This window comes from Methylosinus sp., from assembly GCF_036560965.1.
In the GTDB taxonomy this organism is placed as follows: Bacteria; Pseudomonadota; Alphaproteobacteria; order Rhizobiales; family Beijerinckiaceae; genus Methylosinus.
In genome coordinates this window covers 1-15,573 of record NZ_DATBQF010000029.1, presented here as the reverse complement: position 1 = coordinate 15,573, position 15,573 = coordinate 1, and the positions used below count along the sequence as shown (strand labels likewise).

Sequence of the window (15,573 nt, the reverse complement as noted above, 5' to 3'; positions counted from 1 at the left end):
GGGAGGGAGTCGCGGCGAACGCAAGCCCGTCCGCGCCTTCCTACGCGCCCCGAACCGGACGAGGGGCTTTGGAGCCGAGCCTCCTCTATGTCGAAGTCTGCAACATGACAGCGATCAGCTGGCGGTCCGCAATTTGGCTTCGACGAGCGCCGCGAGAGCCTGCAGGCGCGGGTCCACGCGCCGTCTCGGATGCGCGACGTCGATCGCGACGGATGCGCGGACTTCGCCCGGATTTCCGCCCAATGCGACGACACGGTCGGCCAAATAGACGGCTTCGTCTATGTCATGAGTCACGAACAGGATCGTCTTACCCGATTCACGCCGGAGATCGAGGAGATCATCCTGCAGGCGCTGTCGCGTCGGGGCGTCGAGTGCGGAAAAGGGCTCGTCCATCAGCAGCACGGCGGGACGCACAGCGAGCGCGCGAGCGAGCGCGACGCGCTGCCTCTGCCCGCCGGAGAGCTGATGCGGAAAGCGCTGCCCGAAGCCCTCGAGTCCGACGCCGCGCAGCGCCTCCTGCGCGCGGGCGCGGCGCTCGTCCTTGGAGAGCTTGGTCTTCTCGAGGCCGAGCGCGACATTGGCCTCGATGCGCCGCCAGGGAAGCAGACGCGCGTCCTGGAACACGAGGGCCATCGTGCACTCGGACCCCTGGTCGAAGCGAAGGGCGCCCGCGGTGGGCGCCGCGAGGCCGATCAGCACGCGCAGCAAGGTCGATTTGCCGACGCCCGAGGAACCGAGGATCGCAACGAATTCCCCGCGCGCGATGGAGAGATCGAGCCGCTCCAGCACGGCGACATGCGCGCCGTCCTGCTCATAGCCGAGCGCCAGTCCCTCGATCTCGATGAGCGGGCGCGCCATCACGCCTTCCATGTCAGCAGCCTCGATTGCGCGAGCATGAAGGCCATGTCGACGAGGCCGTAGAGCGCCGCCATGGTCAGCATATAGACGACGACGATATCGGTCGCGAGCAGGCTCGACGCCTGGTTCATGCGCTGTCCGAGGCCGGCGACGCCGAATAGCTCGGCTGCGACCACGGCCATCCACGCTTGGCCGAGGGAGGTGCGCACGCCGACGAGAATGCCCGGCAGGCTCGCCGGAAACTGAACCTTCACCAGCTTCTCCCAGGCGCTCTTGAAACCGAAGGCGGCGGCGACTTCGACGAGATCGCGATCCACATTGCGAATGGCGCCATGCGCCGCGAAATAGACGATCCAGAACACGCCGATCGCGATGATGAACACTGCCGCCTTCTCCTCGACGCCGAACCAGAGAATGGCGAAGGGGATCCAGGCGAGACCGGGAATGGGGCGAATGATGCGCACGATCCAGGCGCTCGCCCATTCGAGCGGGGGATGCGCGCCGGTCGCGACGCCCGCGGCCACGCCGAGCGTCACGCCGGTGAAAAGGCCGATGAGATAATGCGACAGGCTCGCGCCGACGCAGGCGAGCCAGACGCCGTTCTGCAATTCCCGCCAGAACGCGCCGGGCAATTGGCTCGGCACGGGAAGCAGCGCGCGCGCTCCCGGCGTGAAGGCCGGGACCAGCTCCCAGGCGCCGAGGAACAGAGCCAGGCCGACGAAGGCGGACAAGTGACGCTTCATGACGCGTCTCTCGCGCCCGGCGCGTCGAGAAAGGTGATGAACTGCGCCGACGACCAGATTTTTGCGTCGTCGCGCTGGCGGCCGAACAGATAGACGGGCCGGAAGCCGAACGGGCCGTTGCGCGGCTCCAGCATGAAGCGGCCGGCGATGTCGCGCGGCAACGGCGCGTCGGCGAGACGCTCGAAAGCGAGGAACAAATCGACGCCGCCGAGCTCGAGGCGGAGCTCGCCGGCCTCGATCAGCTCGCGGCCGGTCACCTCCCATCGAAACTCGGGCGCATGGACGAAGGGCGCGGGAAAGCGCGGATCGCCGACCTTCACGAAGCCGCCGATCGTCCCTTCGACGCTAAAGCGCGCGGCGGCAAGGTCGTCGATGTCGAGCTCCAGCGCGTCGGAGTCGCCATAGGTCTCGGAGCGAAAGCCGATCTCGGTCGGCCCGGCGCGCCAGACGTTCTCTTCATCATGCTCGAAGCCGACCCCGGCGAAGCTGCGCACCACCGCGCCCTGCACACGCAGCCGGCCATTCCAGCTCGCCCAGCGATAGCGGTCTTTTATGCGCGCGCCGCCCCAGCGCAGACGCAGGCGAGTCGTCGAAAAGCCCTGCTCCGCTCGGAGATTGCGCCGCCACAGCAATCCCTCGTGATCGAAGGCGGCGATTTCGTCGAAGCCGACGTCGCCGAGGAATCGATAGTCGATCTCGGCCGGCCCCGCCTGCTCGAAAGCGTCACCCTGAAGATGCGCGCCGCATCGCACGATCAGCGCGGCGCGCTCGCCGGTGGTCGCGAAAGTGTGGCGCGCGCGCAGGGCGGCGCCGATCGCCGCGCGGTCGAGGCTCTCCGCAAAGACGCCGGTGAGGCCACCGCGCACACCGAACACCTGCACGCCCGGCGCGCCGCCGCCCGGCCGCCCGCGATGCTCGTCGCTGTTCGCGCAGACGCCAAGCTTGTAGCCGCGCGCGATCACATCCTCGTAGAGCCAGGGGAAATGACCCCAGGCCGAGGCGATCTCGACGAGGCGCTCGAGCTGCGGATGATGCCAATCGGCGATATAGCGGCGGCCGCCGACATGCGGCACGACGAGATGAGTCTGCGGGGAATGGCCATAGGCGTCCCACAGCTCGCTCACCGGCCAGCGGCCGAGCTCGACCGCGGGCGATTTCATGTCCTCGTTCCAGGACAAGGTGCGATTGTGCCGCCCCTGCGCATCATAGGGAAAGGCGGGCGTCTCCTCGCCGAGGAAGATCACCTTGTGATCGCCGCCGGCGGTCGAGCTGCCGCACCATTCCTGCACCGGATAGGTCACGAAGCGTCCCGGCGCGTTCAGCGCATTCACCGCCGCGACGCCGTCGCGCCAATTCGCGTCGGTGATCTGAAAATCATTGGCCGTATAGCCGAACACGTCGACGCCGCCGATGTCGCGCGCGAAAACGGCGTTGTAGGCGGGACTGTTCGTGCCGACCGTGTCATGCGCATGGACGTGCAGATCGGCATAGAAGGCGCGCGGAGCCGGCGCCTCGGCGAAGACGGAGAGAAAAGCCTCCGCGGCGGGAACGCCTCGGGCGCCGAGCTCGGCGACGAGACGCAGATCGCCGCGATCGGTGGGGATGTCCGCGATCGCGACGCTCGCCCAGCCCGTCTCGGGAAAGGCGATCTCGTAGGAAGCGATCCGCTCGTCACCCGAAAAAAGCGAGAGCCGGGCGCGGCCGGGACAATCGCGGACGATATTTCCCCAGCGATCGAGCGCGGAGAGACGGAACGGCGCCGGAGCGCCCGGCCGCGCGAAACGCGGGCCGACGAGCGACAGCCGCGCCGGCCCGCCGGCGACGATGCGCAGCGACACGTCGCCCGGCACGGCGACGAAGCGCGAGGTGCCGAGCGGATCGACATAGGCGCGGAAACGGAAATCGTCGTCGACGAAGGTCTGGACGCGCGTCCCGGGCCCGCCCGCCCGGCGGTCGCCGAGGCGTATGACGATATGGTCGCCCATATTGAGATAGCCGTCGATCACATCGACGATCACGGCTTTTTGATAGGGCCGCTCATGGCCCTTCTGGTCGAATCGGACGGCAAGATGCTGCACGCTCGCCGATGATTGTCCGGCGAGGAGCGGGGCGGCCTGATATTCCACGCTGACATAATCGGCGCCCTTGGGATCGGCAGTCTGGAACAACGCCCAGTCGGAATAGAATTTGAACGTTGCTTTGAAGGTCGCGCCATCGGCCACGCCGCTCGCGCCCACTTCGTAATCGAGCACTATCTCCCGCCAGGAGCCGACCTCCGCCCGATCGACGCTGCAGGTCAGTCGCCCGGCGAAGGGCGTCTCCCGCATCTTGTCCGCGAGCCCCGTCGGCGCGACAAGCGCCGAGGGGCCCGAGTTTCCCTGCGGCGTCCGACCGCGATCCTCTTCGTCCGCCAATTCGTCACCCCCATTGTCGATTGATACCATAGACTAAATCATCCATATCGCGCAAACTCGCGGCTTCGCGATCAAATCGGGCGGAGGATGACAATGGTTTCGAAGAAACTCGTTGCGATGGCCGTGGCTGTCGCCTTCAATGCAACCGGCGCTCCGGCCGAGACGGTGACGGCGCGGGTGGGCGTCATCCCCGTCATCGGCGCGGCGCCGCTGTTCGTCGCCGAAAAGGAAGGCTGGCTCCGCGAGGGCGGGCTCGAGCTGCAGACGAAACTGTTCGAGAGCGGACCCAATATCGTGCAGGCGGCGGCGAGCGGCGGCGTCGACATCTATGTGGCTGGCGTCGCGCCCGCGGCTGTGGGGCGGGCGAAGGGCATTGATCTCCGCGTCGTGGCCGCGCTCGCGGTGGACGAGAATGTGCTCGCGGGCGGCGCCAAGCTCAGGGCCTTTTTCAAGAAGGGCGTCACGCCGGCGGCGGCTTTCAAGGCCTTCCACGCCGCCAATGGCAAGCCGGCCAAGATCGCCACCCAGCCGCCGGGCTCGGTGCCGGCCGCCAATCTCCAATATTGGCTGCGCGAGGTGATCCATGCCGATCCCGCCGATGTCGAGATCATCTCCATCGGCATAGACGCGACGCAGCAGGCGCTTCTCGCCAACGCCGTGGAGGCGGCGACGGTGCGCGAGCCGACTTTGACGATCGTTAGACAAGCCAATCCCGAGATCGCGCTGCTCGCCGGCGGCTCCGAGCTGTTCCCCGGCCAGCCGGGCACCGTGGCGGCCGTCTCGAAGGATTTTCTCGAAAAGCACCCGCAACAGGTGCAGGCGCTGGTCGACGGCCTCGTGCGCGCTGTCGACGAGCTGCAGAAAAATCCCGACCGGGCCGCGCCGCATGTCGAAGCGGCGCTGTCCAAGGGCATCGTGGACGGCGCGACGATCCGCAAATCGCTGTCGTCGCCGGCCGCTCATTTCGTCGTCGATCCGAAGGCCATCACGCAATCGACCAGGGCCTTGCTCGCCTATCAGGTCGTGCTCGGAGTGGCCGACAAGGCTCCCAGCGTCGACGGCCTCTTCGATCTGAGCTTCTTCGAGAAAACCAAAAGCGAGAAAACCTCCGGAAAGTGAGGCGACGCGATTCCCCGTCGAACCGACCTCGTCGAGACGGTCAAGGGACGCTACAAGGCCGAGGTCATCCGCCGGCGCGGGCCGTGGCGGAACTTCGAGGCCGTCGAGTTCGCCACGCTCGAATGGGTCGGCTTGTTCGATAACCGCAGGTATTGGAGCCGATCGGCAACATCCCGCCTGCCGAAGCCGAGGCGCGCTATTATGCGCAACTCGAGGAGCCCGCCATCGCGGCGTGACTCAGACCAAATGGCCTCCGGCGATCCCGGCGCGGTTCAGCTGCATGGCTCGCCTGTCGTCCAGAGGTCGAGATCATCAGCCGCGACCGATGCGGCCTCTACGCCGAGGGGGCGACGCGCGGCGCGCCGCAGGCGGGCCAGGTCGCCGACAGGTTTCATCTGATCCAGAACTTGCGCCAGTCGATTCAGCAACAGCTCAGCCGCGCTCCGCTTCAGCAAGAGCCGTTCGCGCCAGCGGAGATGGTGCCGGAACCCCAACAGCCGCAGCCGGGCCTCATCCATCGGTATGGGCAACCGGAGGTGACAGAACATCGGCGTCTCGCTAATGCGGGCCGCCGTGCCGCGCGGCGGAGCCGGTTCGATCAGCTCAAAATTTTGCAGGCCACGGGTAAGGGCCTGAGCGAGATCGTGCGGGAGACCGGGCTCAACTGGCGCACGGTTGCGAAATGGACTCGGCTGGATATTCTGCCCGAGCGCGGAATCATGGCGCCCAAGCCGACGACACCGAATCACTTTCGAAAATATCTGGCCCAACATTGGGCGGAAGGATGCACATTCGGGCGACAGCTACTCGCGGAAATCAGACCGCTCGGCTACACCGGAAGCCTGACGCACTTGCAGCGGCTGCTTAGAACATGGCGCCAGGCGCACTTCGCGGCGATGGCGGCGGCTCCGTTGCCGTCGGTATCTGTGTTGCCGCAAACCATTTCCTGCGTGGTCGCGGCTGCACTGTGTATCAAACCCCGGGGATTGCTGACGGCGCCACAGGCAGAGAAAGTCGACTTGCTGAAGGCAACCTCTCCGGACTTCGCGACGATGCGCCAACTCGCCATGCGGTTCCGCGGTATTTTGCGCGGGCGGGACACGGAAAAGCTCGATGCGTGGCTGGATGACGCTCGCGACTCGGGGCATCCACTGCCTGCGCCAGTTCGCCATCAAGGCGCAGCAGGATCTCACCGCGGTCCAGAATGCTGTCACCGAGCGCTGGAGTAATGGACAGACCGAGGGCCAGATCAACCGGCTGAAAACCCTGAAGCGAGCCATGTACGGCCGCGCAGGTGTGGACCTGCTCCGGGCCCGAATGGTTCCCCTGAGGACAACTCATATCCAACTCAAATTGAGGAAGACCCACACAGAGTGAGGATGCCCCCCCTAACCGGAGAATAGCCGGTGGCCGCCGCAAGCCGCTCGCTCGCTACGGCGCTATGAAAAGCGCGCTTCGCGAGCGGCTTGCTCCCGAACTGCTACACCACCACAGGGGGCACGACCTCGTCCCGACCTTTTGTCTGGCAAGCGCATCTGATAGGCACCGTCACTTACCAACTCAGCCAGACGCTGCGTCGACTCTTTCCAAGTCCAGATACGCGCCTGCGCGAAAGTTCTCTTGCTGGCGAGCGCGGATCGAATCGCTTCTGCCAATCCTTTTTCGTCGAGAAGGTCGAAGAAGCGAGCTTGGCTACCCGTGATCTCCCGGAAAACCGGAATATCGCTCGCGATCACGGGAAGCCCATGATAGGCGGCCTCAACCAGCGGCAATCCGAATCCCTCGGCAAACGACGCGGCGATCAGACTATGCGCACGCGCATAGAGAAGCCGCAGATCAGCGTCGCTGGCGGCTTCGAGCCAGAAGAGCCTGCGTCCGAACTCTGGGTGCAGTCGGATTCGGCTCTCCAACGCACGCGACTGCCAGCCCGAGCCGCCCACGATCACATAGCGAATGTCGGCGCCCGTACGCCACAGGTGTTCGAAAGCCGAAAGCGCGACCGAATAGCCCTTACGGGGCTCGATCGTGCCCACACTGAGGAAAAAAGGCCGCATAGTGGCGACGATCGCCGCCGCCTGCGGAGATGGGGGGGCGACGGCGGCGGCTGCGCAAAAATCCGCGCCGAGGGGCCACCAGCCGATCCGCTGACCGAATTTGGGTGAATAGCCCCTCCTCCGAACATAATCGACGAAGGAGTCGGCCGTGCTCCGGGAGACGCAGACGACGGCGTCGCTCGCGAGCGCGATCGTCTCGAACCAGCGTTTGAATGTGGCGACGGTCTCCGGAGCGAAGGCTGTCGGGTAGTCGAGGGGAATGAGATCGTGCAGGCCGACGACGTTCTCGCCGCCACGCTCGGTAACAGTTTTCATGATCGCCATCGTCTCCTCGACGATCAGCCAGCTCGAATCGAGCATCAGAAATTTGTCGCCGGCGACAATCTCCACCTCGTCCGGCAAGCCGGCATGTCGGAAAAACGAAACGAGGCGGCCATTCACGATGAAAACGGGAAGCCCTGCCCCGTTCGAGACCGCGTGTTTGGCAATCTCCTGGACTACCCGCTGTATCCCCGTCTTGTGACCAAAGCGCTGGGTCGGCGTTACATCGATCAGCAGGCGCGGATGCTGGAGCGGGAGCAGCGCCGCATCCTCCGGCAGCGTGAAGCGCTCGACTGCGGCCTGCGGACGAGAACGAGAACCGTCGTGCAGATGGCCGAGCCCGACCAACCGCGTGACGGTCCAATAAAATTCCTTGGTATGAATGTATAAGCGCCTCGTTGCCTCGTCGACGTCGTCACGCCGGCGTTCGTTCAGCTCATTATACATTTCACTTGCTAAATATGTCGACACTCGTCCTAACGTCATTACACTTATACCCCGCAATTCATCGCGCGATTTTCCGGTGAACGGTCATCAAATCGTCCCCTTTTCTAAAGACGATCGACGACGCCCCAACCTGAAATCGATTTCAAAAAAAATATTCCGCCTATCGAACCGCTTCGCGCCATCGCGCGCTTCAGCGTCTTCGAAGTGCCTTTGGCCGAGGTGATCCGAGGCGATGGATATCCTTTTATTTTCAGATTATAGGCGTTGTTGTCGACCGTCACAAGAGCCGGACGCCGGTCGTGTCGGATGCCGGTCGCCTTGCCGGAGCGTACCGTGCTCGTCATATCGAGCAGCAGGCGGGCGACGCCTTCGGCGCGGTCGCGGCAGTCTGCGGAATGTCCCGAGACCGAGGGTTGCGGCGGCTGGCGCGGGCGGGCTATCCTCCCGACTTATTCTATGAAAGCTACAGTGATGGAAGATCAAAAGAGTGCGGCGCCCGATCTCGGGATCCTGCATGACTACGAATATCAGATTGATCTCGAAGGCGACAATGCGCTCGCTTACGTGATCGAGTTCGCGGGTGCGAGTAAGAAGATATTGGAGCTCGGCGCGGGCGCCGGCATGCAGACGCAGTTTCTCGCAAAGGACAAGCGCAACGACGTCGTGGCCGTCGAGATCAATCCAGCCTCCGTCGAGAAGCTAAAAAAATATACGGATCGCGTCTATTCGCTCGACCTCAATGCGCCCGGCTGGACACAGGCGCTTAGCGCCGAAGGCAGATTCGATGCGATTGTTTCCGCCGACGTGCTCGAGCATCTTTATGATCCGTGGGCCGCAATCGCTGAAATGATAAAGCTCTTGAATGATGAAGGCAAGATCATTGTCTCGCTGCCCTATATCGGCAATGGTGCGATCCTCGGCTTGCTTTACGATGACGATTTCGACTATCGCGAAGACGGCCTGCTCGACAAAACCCATATCCGCTTCTTCGCCCTCAAGAACATCGAGGCACTGCACAGGAAGGCCGGTCTCACGATCACGGACGCGCGCTTCGTGCTGCGTCGCCCTGAGGTAACGGAGTTTCATGCGCACTGGAACAAGCTGCCCAGGGCGGTGCGTCGGGCGTTCACCATGGGCCCGCACGCCGACCTCTATCAGGTCGTCACCACTGCACGCCGGTCCGAAACGGTCTCGACGGATTTCAGCCTCTTTGACGCCGCCGCGAAGCGCTGTCCGCCGCGTAAGCGCACGATCATGCAAAGAATCGTGGAAGTGCTGCTGGGCAGCTTATAAGGAAACCAGATTGAAACGGCGACCTGAATGGCCAAAGAAATACTCTGCCAAATCAAAATGATCCGCTACGCACCCGAACGGCCCATTGTGGCGTTCTTTCGTTTTCTCAACGCCGCTGGCGAATACGTCATCACCTTCCCCTTTCGTCTTCAGAAACCCGTCACGCATTTCAACGAAGTGATGATGGACCCGTCGCTTACGGCGCAGATCGACTGCGGCGATCCGGATGCGCGCATTTCCGTGCGCATCACGCCCTGCGGCCGGCGCTATTACTGGGGGCGCAAACTGGGGCGTTTTCTCGACAATTTCCGCCGCAAGCCGCAGCCGGCCCTGCCGGCGCCAGAGCCGACGCGCATCGCTCCCTTCGCGGCGCAAGGCGTCGCGACTTTTTCCGCACGCCCGCTCGTCAGCATCGTGATTCCGACGCGCGACCACGTCGATCTCCTCGCGCGCGCGGTGGAGACGCTGTTCGAGCGCGCGAGCTGGCCGAACAAAGAGCTTGTGATCGTCGACAATGGCTCCGTCGAGCCCGAGACATTCGATCTGTTCGACCGTCTGCGCGGGCGCCCCGATGTCGCGATCCTGCGCCGCGACGAGGCTTTCAATTTCGCGCGCCTCGTGAATGAAGGCGTGCGCGCCTCGACTGGCGAAGTTATTGCGCTGCTCAACAATGATGTCGAGACGAGTGATCCCGATTGGCTCTCGCCGCTTGTCGCGCTTGCCGTCGATCCGCGCGTCGGCGTCGTCGGTGTAAAGCTTCTCCATGAAAATCGGACCGTGCAACACGCAGGCATTGCGCTCGGCATTCGTGGCCTCGTTGCACATGCGGGGGCGGGGCGGGAGGCCGACGACCCCGGTCCCTACGCAATGCTCGCGACGACGCGGCGCGTCTCGGCTGTCACCGGCGCCTGCCTGCTCACGCGCCGTGGGGTCTTCGACAGTCTTGGCCTATTCGATGAAAAATTCGTGGTGGAGTTCAACGACGTCGATTATTGCTTGCGTGCCGGTGCGGCGGGCTACGCCGTCGTTTCCGCAGCGACGCCGGCGCTCCTTCACAAGGAAGGCTCGACGCGCCAAGCGCGGCCGTTGCGTAAGCAGGAAGTGCTCGACCGCGCGTTGTTCATGACGCGCTGGGGGCAATCGTTGGTGGACGATCCGTTTTATCCGCCCGAGCTCACCTTGCATGACGAGTCGCTGACGCTCGCGACGGAACCGCGCAATGGCTAATGAGCGATGATTCGATCGCGTTAGCATTTGGGAGGCGTAAGGGAACCACGGCTGCGAAGGGTTCGCAAGACATCACCGCGAGGAAGCGGGCGCGGCGCTGGCGAATGGCATCGCGACGCAGGACGACCCCGTACGCTGGTTCAACGTGTCCCAGAATACGATTTCAAGGCTCTCGACATGAGCGCCGCGTTGTCTAGTGTGAGCCAGAGGCTCCACGGCTTTAGCCCTAGCGCATTGACGACGCCGAGCAACGTCGAGAGTTGAGGGTCCCCGGTTTCGCTTAGGGCTTTATAAGGGGCCAGGCGGGTGACGCCGGCCTTTTCGGCGATTGTAGACGAGAGCATGCAAAGGGCTCTGTCGCGAATTTTTCTCGCGGGTCGGTTGGGACTATGATCGCAGGCAGCTGAGCAGGCGGGATAGCGCGATGATTGATTTCAAGGGCAGCCATTTTGAACGCGACGTGATCCTATGGGGCGTCCGCTGGTATGTGGCGTATCCGATGAGCTATCGTCAGCTCGAGGAAATGATGGATGAGCGAGGTGTCGAAGTCGACCATTCGACGCTCAACCGCTGGGTCGTCAAGTATGCGCCTTTGCTGGAGAAACAGTTCCGTGTTCGCAAGCTCGCGGTCGGATCCAGCTGGCGTCTCGATGAGACCTATGTGAAAGTCAAAGGCTGCTGGAAATATCTGTATCGGGCGGTCGACAAGGCAGGCGCGACGGTGGATTTCCTGCTGACGGCCAAGAGGGACTGCAAAGCCGCGTTACGCTTTTTGCGCAAGGCGATCAGCCAGCATGGCGAGCCGGAGTAGATCACGATCGACAAGAGCGGCGCCAACACGGCGGCGATCGAACGCTACAATGCGGAGCATGAAGCGGACATCGAAATCCGCCGCATCAAATATCTGAACAATATTGTCGAACAGGACCATCGAGCGGTGAAGCGAGTGACGCGGCCGATGTTGGGTTCCAAATCATTTCGATCGGCTGCTGCGACGCTCTCGGGGATCGAGCTCATGCATATGATCCGAAAGGGGCAGCTACGAACGACAGACGAATTGCGTCCAGCACAGAAGTTCTACGCCCTCGCCGCGTGACCCGCGTCGTTCTCACACGCTCATCGCGTCTACAAAAAAAAATTGCGACAAAGCCCTCCGCATTGTAGCGTTCGATCGCGGCCGTGTTGGCGCCGCTCTTGTCGATCGTGATCTTCTCCGGCTCGCCATGCTGGCCGATCGCCTTGCGCAAAAGCCGTAACGCGGCTTTGCAGTCCCTCTGGGTGGTCAGCAGGAAATCCACCGTCGCGCCTGCCTTGTCGACCGCCCGATACAGATATTTCCAGCAGCCTTTGACTTTCACATAGGTCTCATCGAGACGCCCGCTGGATCCGATCGCGCGTTTGCGAGCACGGAACTGTTTCTCCAGCAAAGGCGCATACTTGACGACCCAGCGGTTGAGCGTGGAATGGTCGACTTCGACGCCTCGCTCTTCCATCATTTCCTCGAGCTGACGATAGCTCATCGGATACGCCACATACCAGCGGACGCCCCACAGGATCACGTGCGTTCAAAATGGTTGCCCGTGAAATCAATCATCGCGCTATTCCGCCTGCCCCACGCCCGGCGAACATAGCCCCAACCGACCCGCGATAAAAAATTCGCGACAGAACCGATTTTTGAGCGGGTCGCGCTCGATCAACTCTCGGCAGCCGCCACATGCTGCTTCACGACGACGAAGCTGTCGGGCGTCACCGACACGGAATCGATCCCGCATTCGACCAGGAATTCGGCGAAGTCGGGATGGTCGCTCGGCGCTTGCCCGCACAGCCCGACCTTGGCTCCCACATCGCGCGCGGCGTCGATGACGGTGCGGATCATCCATTTCACCGCCTCGTCCCTCTCGTCGAACAGATCGGAGAGCTCCGCGGAGTCTCGGTCGACGCCGAGAGTGAGCTGCGTGAGATCATTGCTGCCGATCGAGAAACCATCGAAGCGCTGCGCGAAGGCGCGGGCGAGAATGACGTTGGAGGGAATCTCGCACATGACATAGACTTGAAGCCCGTTCTCGCCGCGTTTCAACCCATTGGCCGCCATGACCTCGAGCACGCGATCCGCCTCTTTGACCGCCCGGCAGAAGGGGATCATCACGATGACATTGGTGAATCCCATTTCGTCGCGAAGACGGCGTATGGCGCGGCATTCGAGCGCGAAGCCTTCTCGATAGCGCGGCGAATAATAGCGCGACGCGCCGCGGAAGCCGATCATCGGATTTTCTTCCCTGGGCTCGAATTGGGCGCCGCCGATCAGAGCGGCATATTCATTGGTCTTGAAATCGCTCATGCGCACGATGACCGGCCGCGGATGAACGGAGGCGGCGATGCGGCCGAGCGCCCGCGAGAGCCCTTCGACGAAATAGTCGTTCTTGTTCTCGTAACCGACGGTCGCCTCGGCGATGATCTTTTTGGCTGCTTCATCCTTCAACGAATCATAGTGGACCAGCGCCATCGGATGGATCTTGATGTGATTGTTGATGACGAACTCCATCCGCGCGAGGCCCACTCCGTCGGAAGGAAGACGCCACCAGCGAAAGGCCGCGGCGGGATCGGCGAGATTGAGCATGACGTCGACGCGCGTCGTGGGAACGGCGGCGAGATCGAACTCCTCGATCTCGATCTCGGCGACGCCATCATAGACGAATCCCGTGTCGCCTTCGGCGCAGGACAAGGTGACGATCTGGTCGTCGTGGAGCAGTCGCGTCGCATCCGGCGCGCCGACGATCGCCGGCAATCCGAGCTCGCGGCTGACGATCGCCGCATGCGAGGTGCGCCCGCCATGCTCGGTCACGATGGCCGCGGCCTGCTTCATGATGGGCGCCCAATCCGGATCGGTCGTGCGTGTGACCAATATGGCGCCGTCGACGAAACGACCAATGTCGCGAACATCCTCTATGACGCAGACCTTGCCGGTCGCCACCGCGTCGCCGATCGCCAATCCCGTGCAGATCCTGCGGCCTTTCTTGCCTATGCGATAAGACTTCAGCGCGCTCGCCTCGTGTCGCGATTGAACCGTCTCCGGACGCGCCTGGACGATGAAGAGCCCGCCGGTCTCGCCATCCTTGGCCCATTCCATGTCCATCGGCCGGCCATAATGGTCCTCGATCAGACAGGCCCAGCGAGACAGAGTCAGAATGTCCTCGTCGGCGAGCACGAAGGAGGCGCGCTCGGCCTTGGACGTCGGGACATTGCGCGTCGGCTGCTCGCCGCCCTGCGCATAGATCATCTTCACCAGCTTGCCGCCGCGTTTCTTCTCGATGATCGGCGACAGCGCCACATTGGAGAGGAGCGGCTTGAACACGACATATTCGTCCGGGTCCACCGCGCCCTGCACGACATTCTCGCCGAGCCCCCAGGAGGCGTTGATGAGCGCGACCTTGTCGAAGCCCGTCTCCGTGTCCAGCGAGAACATCACGCCCGCGCCGCCTGTGTCGGACCGGACCATGAGCTGCACGCCGACCGACAGCGCGACTTTCATATGGTCGAAACCCTGAGCCTTGCGATAGCTTATCGCGCGATCCGTGAAGAGCGATGCGTAGCAGCGCCGACAGGCGTCGAGCAACGCCCGCTCGCCGCGAATGTTCAGATAGGTCTCCTGCTGTCCCGCGAAGCTCGCATTCGGCAGGTCTTCGGCGGTGGCGCTCGACCTCACCGCGACATCGGGCTCGCTTCTGCCGACGCGCCGGCCCAGCTCGCGATAGGCCGCGACGATGGCGCTCGCCATTTCGCTGGACCATTCGCCGCGGAGAACGGCGCTGCGAATTGTTCGACCGGCGTCGGCGAGCACGATGCGGCCGGATTCGAGGTCGTCGAGCGCCGCGGCGATGACATTCCGCGCGCCATTGCTGTCGATGAAGCGCCAATAGGCTTGCGCCGTCGTCGCAAATCCAGAGGGCGTTCTGACGCCTTTTTCGGTGAGTCGGGAAATCATCTCTCCGAGCGAGGCGTTCTTTCCGCCGACGCTCGGAACATCGTCGCGCGTCACTTCCTCGAACCAGACGATTTGCCGCGCCGTGTCGATCATGCGACTCCCCTCGCTTCGAATCCCGAAGTCCGCTCTTCATGTCGTCGGACCACGACGTCCGCGACATTTATATATGACCTATTCTAGCGAGCGCGAGCAGAGCGACCGAATGTCACTTCCTTCCACCGATCTCGTCGATATGGAACAGGAGATCGGCGGGGTCGTCATAGACGCGAAATGCGCCCGATTGCCGCAGCTCGTCGGATCCGTAGCCCCCGCTCAGAAGGCCGACCCCCAGCGCACGGCATCGGGTTGCGGCGAGCATGTCCCATATGCTGTCGCCGACGACGAACGCCGTCGTGATGGGCGCGTTCAGCCGTCGGGCGGCGGCGAGAAAAAGATCTGGGTCGGGCTTGGCGTGGGCGACCTGGTCGCGGGTGACGACCGGCGTGCGGGTGGGATCGACGCCGAGCGCGGCGAGATTGACACGCGCCGTCTCCATGCGACCGCTCGTCGCGATCGCCCAGGGGACGCCGGCGTCGGTGAGCCATGCGAGGAGCTCCCGCGCGCCCGGGAGCGGGCGCACCCCGTCGGCGATCTCGAGATAAGCGGCGGCGTGGGCGGCGCTCAAACGGCGCACGCGCTCGGCGTCGATTTCCATGCCGGTCTCGCGCAGCAGCTGATTGACGAATAGGCCGCCGCTCATGCCGACCTTGCGATGAATGCGCCAGACCGACAAATGGATGCGCTCCGCGTCGAGCGCCTTTTTCCAGGCGAGGACGTGCTGATAGACGCTGTCGACCAGCGTGCCGTCGAGGTCGAATAGGAAGACCGGGTCGATGCGCATCGGGGGAGTTCACTCCGTCATCTTCGGATAGCCGATCGTCTGGGATAAAAGCACCTGATGGTCGTGACCGAGCCCCAGCGCCTGCGCGATCGCGTCGCGATCGATCCAGGCTCTGATCACAGTGGCGAGGCCCGCGCTCGCCGCGAACAAATACACATTCTGCGAGATCGCCCCCGCCGCGACCGAGGCGAAGCTCTCACGCTGAGCGACCGGCACGAGCGCCATTCGCGCATGG

At 63.5% G+C, this 15,573-nt stretch carries 14 protein-coding genes and 3 pseudogenes; 7 read left to right on the top strand and 10 right to left on the bottom strand.

All coding sequences use genetic code 11. The annotated features are described in order from the left end of the window. Positions 1-114: 114 nt before the first annotated feature. Genes VIF40_RS09625 through VIF40_RS09615 form a run of 3 tightly spaced genes read right to left on the bottom strand, consistent with a single transcriptional unit; the run spans position 115 to position 4,045 of the window. Positions 115-858 (bottom strand): ABC transporter ATP-binding protein, encoded by a 744-nt coding sequence (locus tag VIF40_RS09625; RefSeq protein ID WP_331937306.1) that lies wholly within the window; start codon positions 856-858, stop codon positions 115-117. Continuing rightward, positions 858-1,601, bottom strand: coding sequence for an ABC transporter permease (locus tag VIF40_RS09620; RefSeq protein WP_331937305.1), 744 nt, complete (start codon positions 1,599-1,601; stop codon positions 858-860). The genes VIF40_RS09625 and VIF40_RS09620 overlap by 1 nt, the downstream gene beginning before the upstream one ends. Beyond that, on the bottom strand, positions 1,598-4,045 hold the full coding sequence (locus VIF40_RS09615) for a DUF3604 domain-containing protein (protein WP_331937304.1): 2,448 nt from the start codon (positions 4,043-4,045) through the stop codon (positions 1,598-1,600). Before VIF40_RS09615 ends, VIF40_RS09620 begins: the two co-directional genes overlap by 4 nt. Positions 4,046-4,108: 63 nt before the next feature. On the opposite strand from VIF40_RS09615, the gene VIF40_RS09610 reads away from it, so the two are divergent. Beyond that, complete coding sequence (locus tag VIF40_RS09610) at positions 4,109-5,134, top strand: ABC transporter substrate-binding protein (RefSeq protein ID WP_331937303.1); 1,026 nt, start codon at positions 4,109-4,111, stop codon at positions 5,132-5,134. Positions 5,135-5,161: 27 nt separating this feature from the next. Beyond that, a pseudogene (locus VIF40_RS09605) lies at positions 5,162-5,370 on the top strand (IS3 family transposase); the annotation flags it as partial. Positions 5,371-5,406: 36 nt separating this feature from the next. Here the strand turns inward: VIF40_RS09605 and VIF40_RS09600 are convergent. Continuing rightward, entirely contained in the window at positions 5,407-5,682 is a 276-nt protein-coding gene (locus VIF40_RS09600) for a hypothetical protein (protein WP_331937302.1), read from the bottom strand. Here VIF40_RS09600 and VIF40_RS09595 point away from each other — a divergent pair. Further along, positions 5,671-6,363 (top strand): hypothetical protein, encoded by a 693-nt coding sequence (locus VIF40_RS09595; protein WP_331937301.1) that lies wholly within the window; start codon positions 5,671-5,673, stop codon positions 6,361-6,363. The two genes, VIF40_RS09600 and VIF40_RS09595, sit on opposite strands and share 12 nt — an antisense overlap. Then, positions 6,248-6,511 (top strand): transposase, encoded by a 264-nt coding sequence (locus VIF40_RS21430; protein ID WP_414684778.1) that lies wholly within the window; start codon positions 6,248-6,250, stop codon positions 6,509-6,511. The genes VIF40_RS09595 and VIF40_RS21430 overlap by 116 nt, the downstream gene beginning before the upstream one ends. A gap of 62 nt (positions 6,512-6,573) precedes the next feature. Here the strand turns inward: VIF40_RS21430 and VIF40_RS09590 are convergent, their stop codons facing one another. Next, positions 6,574-7,956, bottom strand: a complete 1,383-nt coding sequence (locus tag VIF40_RS09590) for a glycosyltransferase family 1 protein (RefSeq protein WP_331937300.1) — start codon at positions 7,954-7,956, stop codon at positions 6,574-6,576. A 456-nt stretch (positions 7,957-8,412) separates the two neighbouring features. On the opposite strand from VIF40_RS09590, the gene VIF40_RS09585 reads away from it, so the two are divergent. Both VIF40_RS09585 and VIF40_RS09580 read left to right on the top strand, forming a co-directional pair. Next, positions 8,413-9,249 carry a class I SAM-dependent methyltransferase gene (locus VIF40_RS09585; protein WP_331937299.1) on the top strand — a complete coding sequence of 279 codons (837 nt, stop codon included), beginning with the start codon at positions 8,413-8,415 and terminating at the stop codon, positions 9,247-9,249. Positions 9,250-9,276: 27 nt separating this feature from the next. Then, a complete protein-coding gene (locus VIF40_RS09580; RefSeq protein ID WP_331937298.1) occupies positions 9,277-10,476 on the top strand; it encodes a glycosyltransferase family 2 protein in 1,200 nt (399 codons plus the stop codon). 140 nt (positions 10,477-10,616) lie between these two features. On the opposite strand, the gene VIF40_RS09575 is transcribed toward VIF40_RS09580, so the two are convergent. Continuing rightward, positions 10,617-10,820: a DNA-binding protein gene (locus VIF40_RS09575; RefSeq protein ID WP_414684777.1), complete on the bottom strand. Its 204-nt coding sequence runs from the start codon at positions 10,818-10,820 to the stop codon at positions 10,617-10,619. An 80-nt stretch (positions 10,821-10,900) separates the two neighbouring features. Between VIF40_RS09575 and VIF40_RS09570 the strand changes: the two are divergent. Beyond that, positions 10,901-11,572 (top strand): annotated as a pseudogene (locus VIF40_RS09570) (IS6 family transposase). Positions 11,573-11,627: 55 nt separating this feature from the next. On the opposite strand, the pseudogene VIF40_RS09565 reads toward VIF40_RS09570, so the two are convergent. The 4 genes and pseudogenes from VIF40_RS09565 to VIF40_RS09550 form a co-directional block, all read right to left on the bottom strand. Then, positions 11,628-12,035: pseudogene (locus tag VIF40_RS09565) on the bottom strand (IS6 family transposase); the annotation flags it as partial. A 134-nt stretch (positions 12,036-12,169) separates the two neighbouring features. Next, positions 12,170-14,551 carry a phosphoenolpyruvate synthase gene (gene ppsA, locus VIF40_RS09560; RefSeq protein WP_331937297.1) on the bottom strand — a complete coding sequence of 794 codons (2,382 nt, stop codon included), beginning with the start codon at positions 14,549-14,551 and terminating at the stop codon, positions 12,170-12,172. A 112-nt stretch (positions 14,552-14,663) separates the two neighbouring features. Then, positions 14,664-15,338 (bottom strand): HAD family hydrolase, encoded by a 675-nt coding sequence (locus VIF40_RS09555; RefSeq protein ID WP_331937296.1) that lies wholly within the window; start codon positions 15,336-15,338, stop codon positions 14,664-14,666. 9 nt (positions 15,339-15,347) lie between these two features. Then, the coding region (locus VIF40_RS09550; protein WP_331937295.1) for a nitroreductase family protein at positions 15,348-15,573 on the bottom strand (226 nt) is incomplete at its 5' end.

What these genes read in the sequence shown, in the direction of transcription:
- VIF40_RS09620 (WP_331937305.1), bottom strand. Translation starts at nt 1,601, where the DNA reads ATGAAGCGTCACTTGTCCGCCTTCGTCGGCCTGGCTCTGTTCCTCGGC.
- VIF40_RS21430 (WP_414684778.1), top strand. Translation starts at nt 6,248, where the DNA reads ATGCGTGGCTGGATGACGCTCGCGACTCGGGGCATCCACTGCCTGCGC.
- VIF40_RS09600 (WP_331937302.1), bottom strand. Translation starts at nt 5,682, where the DNA reads ATGTTCTGTCACCTCCGGTTGCCCATACCGATGGATGAGGCCCGGCTG.
- VIF40_RS09610 (WP_331937303.1), top strand. Translation starts at nt 4,109, where the DNA reads ATGGTTTCGAAGAAACTCGTTGCGATGGCCGTGGCTGTCGCCTTCAAT.
- VIF40_RS09575 (WP_414684777.1), bottom strand. Translation starts at nt 10,820, where the DNA reads ATGCTCTCGTCTACAATCGCCGAAAAGGCCGGCGTCACCCGCCTGGCC.
- VIF40_RS09585 (WP_331937299.1), top strand. Translation starts at nt 8,413, where the DNA reads ATGAAAGCTACAGTGATGGAAGATCAAAAGAGTGCGGCGCCCGATCTC.
- VIF40_RS09590 (WP_331937300.1), bottom strand. Translation starts at nt 7,956, where the DNA reads ATGTATAATGAGCTGAACGAACGCCGGCGTGACGACGTCGACGAGGCA.
- VIF40_RS09580 (WP_331937298.1), top strand. Translation starts at nt 9,277, where the DNA reads ATGGCCAAAGAAATACTCTGCCAAATCAAAATGATCCGCTACGCACCC.
- ppsA (WP_331937297.1), bottom strand. Translation starts at nt 14,551, where the DNA reads ATGATCGACACGGCGCGGCAAATCGTCTGGTTCGAGGAAGTGACGCGC.
- VIF40_RS09555 (WP_331937296.1), bottom strand. Translation starts at nt 15,338, where the DNA reads ATGCGCATCGACCCGGTCTTCCTATTCGACCTCGACGGCACGCTGGTC.
- VIF40_RS09615 (WP_331937304.1), bottom strand. Translation starts at nt 4,045, where the DNA reads ATGGTATCAATCGACAATGGGGGTGACGAATTGGCGGACGAAGAGGAT.
- VIF40_RS09625 (WP_331937306.1), bottom strand. Translation starts at nt 858, where the DNA reads ATGGCGCGCCCGCTCATCGAGATCGAGGGACTGGCGCTCGGCTATGAG.